The organism is Microcystis sp. M53598_WE2 (assembly GCF_030067735.1).
Taxonomy (GTDB): Bacteria; Cyanobacteriota; Cyanobacteriia; order Cyanobacteriales; family Microcystaceae; genus Microcystis; species Microcystis aeruginosa.
In genome coordinates this window covers 1-2,333 of the sequence record NZ_JASJFE010000822.1, presented here as the reverse complement: position 1 = coordinate 2,333, position 2,333 = coordinate 1, and the positions used below count along the sequence as shown (strand labels likewise).

The following is a 2,333-nucleotide window of genomic DNA, read 5'->3' as shown; positions in this document are numbered from 1 at the left end:
TACATAGGGTTTGCTGAAAAAGTTGTTCGTGGGGGCAGGGTGTGGGGTGTGGGGTGTGGGGTGTAGGGTGTAGAGTTTTACCAGTTTTGAGGTGGCCAATTACCTAATTTTCAGGGAAAAAGTGCCTAAATTTCCCCCCGATCACTCCCATATCTGGTACTTTTTGATTGACAAAAAGTCTAAAGGTCTTACCCAATAAGGTTTTTAGATTTATTCAGCAAGTCCTGGCTAATTGGGGAATACGTCCTTTTAGTCCCGTCATTAATTGCAGGGCAAACAATTTCAACGGGGGGAAACCGCGCATAATTGCCAATCCGAGACGACGGATGACAACGATAGGCGGCCAGTTATTGGAGAACAGGCGATCTAGAAAATCTGTGAAGCCTAAAATCGCTAAATTCTCCGATCTACGCCATTTTTCGTAGGATTTTAGGGTAGAAAGCGCTCCTATATCTTCTTGCTTTTCTACTGCTTCCTTTAATACCTGCGCTAAAGCGGCTGCGTCGCGAATGCCTAAATTTAAACCTTGACCACCGACGGGATGACAACAGTGAGCGGCATCACCAATTAAAGCCAGTCGGGGTTTAACATAAGTATCACTCTGCATTAACTGTACGGGAAAGAGAGCGCGGGGGCTAACTAATTCTAGTTTTCCCAGTAATCCCCCCGTATATGCCTCTAATTTCTTGATAAATTCCGCTTCGGGCATTTCTTGCAGTTTTTTCGCTTCCCCATGGGGATTTGTCCAAACGATCTGACAGCGATTACCCTGGAGCGGTAAAATGCCCATCGGACCGGTGGGCCAAAATCTTTCAAAGGCGGTATCGTTGCGATCGAGTTGATGTTTAATGGTGAAAGCGACACAGGATTGCCAATATTTCCAACCTTTGGTTTTAATTTGCGCCCCTTGCCGGATAGCGGATCTGGCTCCATCGGCCCCGATGACTAATTTTGTGGTGATTTTTCGGGTTTGACCGGCTTCTTCCAGGGTGACAGTGGCTGTTTCTGCTCCGTACTCCACTTCTAACACTTTGGCAGGGGATAACCAGTCAATGCGATCGCAATCTTGGCTGGCATTGTGTAGGGCGGTTAAAATCACTTGATGTTCGCCCACATAGCCCAAATAATCGGTTTTTAGCTCATCGACCACAAAGGGGACAAAAATCGGAAAATCGGCATCAGAAAGGCGAATATGACGAAATTTACCGATACTGGGCGAGATTTTATCCCAGATACCCAAGCCTGTAAAAATCCGGCTGGACATCAAGGAGAGGGCATAAGCTTGACGACGGGAGGCGGCCACCTCTAGGGGACGTTCCTCGATCATAGCGATATTTAATCCTGTATTTTTTAAGGCCACCGCTAGGGTGGTTCCGACTATACCGCCCCCGACAATGATTAAATCGTAGTTGTCCCGTCCTAACATATAAATATTTTTCTCAAAGATAATCAGTGACTACAATGATCTATTCTGACACGATTTTCGGGGTTGCTGTCGGGTTTGATGGTCTTCACCCCACCTAGCCATTGATAGACTTTGACGGGTTTTGTCCGTCGTTGATATTTTCGGGTTATCGCTCTTCCTGGAGTTTCGGAAGGACGATAACAAGCGGCTAAGTAGCTGGTTATAATTAAATTAAAAATGGATTTTAGGTTCGATCCCCCCTGCCCCCCTTGATAAGGGGGGTGCCGATAGGCGGGGGGATACCCCTTAATAAGGGGGGCATCTGATAATTTTTAACGCCTACCTACTTACAAGCTCTGTTAGCTGATGCTCCTGGGGCGCCAGTCTTCTTGGATACCCCGACTTGGGGCAACAACCCGAGAAGTTGGCCCAAGACAAAACCCGCAACAGCTAGACTACTCTTTTTTTAACTTAAGGCAAGCTTTCTATTAATTGGATCACAAAGTTAGCCCTTGCAGAATCGCCTAAAGCTAGATAACCTTCTCTAGCTTTACTATACCAAATCTTGGCTTGATTATTATCTCCTAAAGCGGCATAAACTTCTCCTAAACCAAATTGAGCCAAGGTTTTTTCTTCTAATTGTTCTGGTATCTGAGCTAATTCTATCGCTTTAAGATAATGATTGGTAGCTAGATTAGCCAGGCCAATTTGCCAGTACAAATCAGCTAAGTTTCTCTCAATGATTGCTGAATTTTGCCCCTGTTTGATGGTAGTTTCTAGAATAGTAATCGCTTCACTGGTAAGATGATAAGTTGCTAGGGATTGGGAAGATAAAACATAGTTATTAAAAGTTGAAGTCGGTAGGGTATAAGTTCCATAAAAATCGGCTAATATTAATGCTTTAGTTTGCTTATTTATATTTAATTGT

1 protein-coding gene and 1 pseudogene are annotated in these 2,333 nt (G+C 44.5%); both read right to left on the bottom strand.

The genetic code is table 11. The annotated features are described in order from the left end of the window. Positions 1-214: 214 nt before the first annotated feature. Positions 215-1,426, bottom strand: coding sequence for an FAD-dependent hydroxylase (locus tag PX636_RS16680; protein WP_288117914.1), 1,212 nt, complete (start codon positions 1,424-1,426; stop codon positions 215-217). A 450-nt stretch (positions 1,427-1,876) separates the two neighbouring features. Continuing rightward, a pseudogene (locus PX636_RS16675) lies at positions 1,877-2,333 on the bottom strand (tetratricopeptide repeat protein); the annotation flags it as partial.

Coding starts and splice junctions, on each gene's coding strand:
- PX636_RS16680 (WP_288117914.1), bottom strand. CDS start 1,426: ATGTTAGGACGGGACAACTACGATTTAATCATTGTCGGGGGCGGTATA.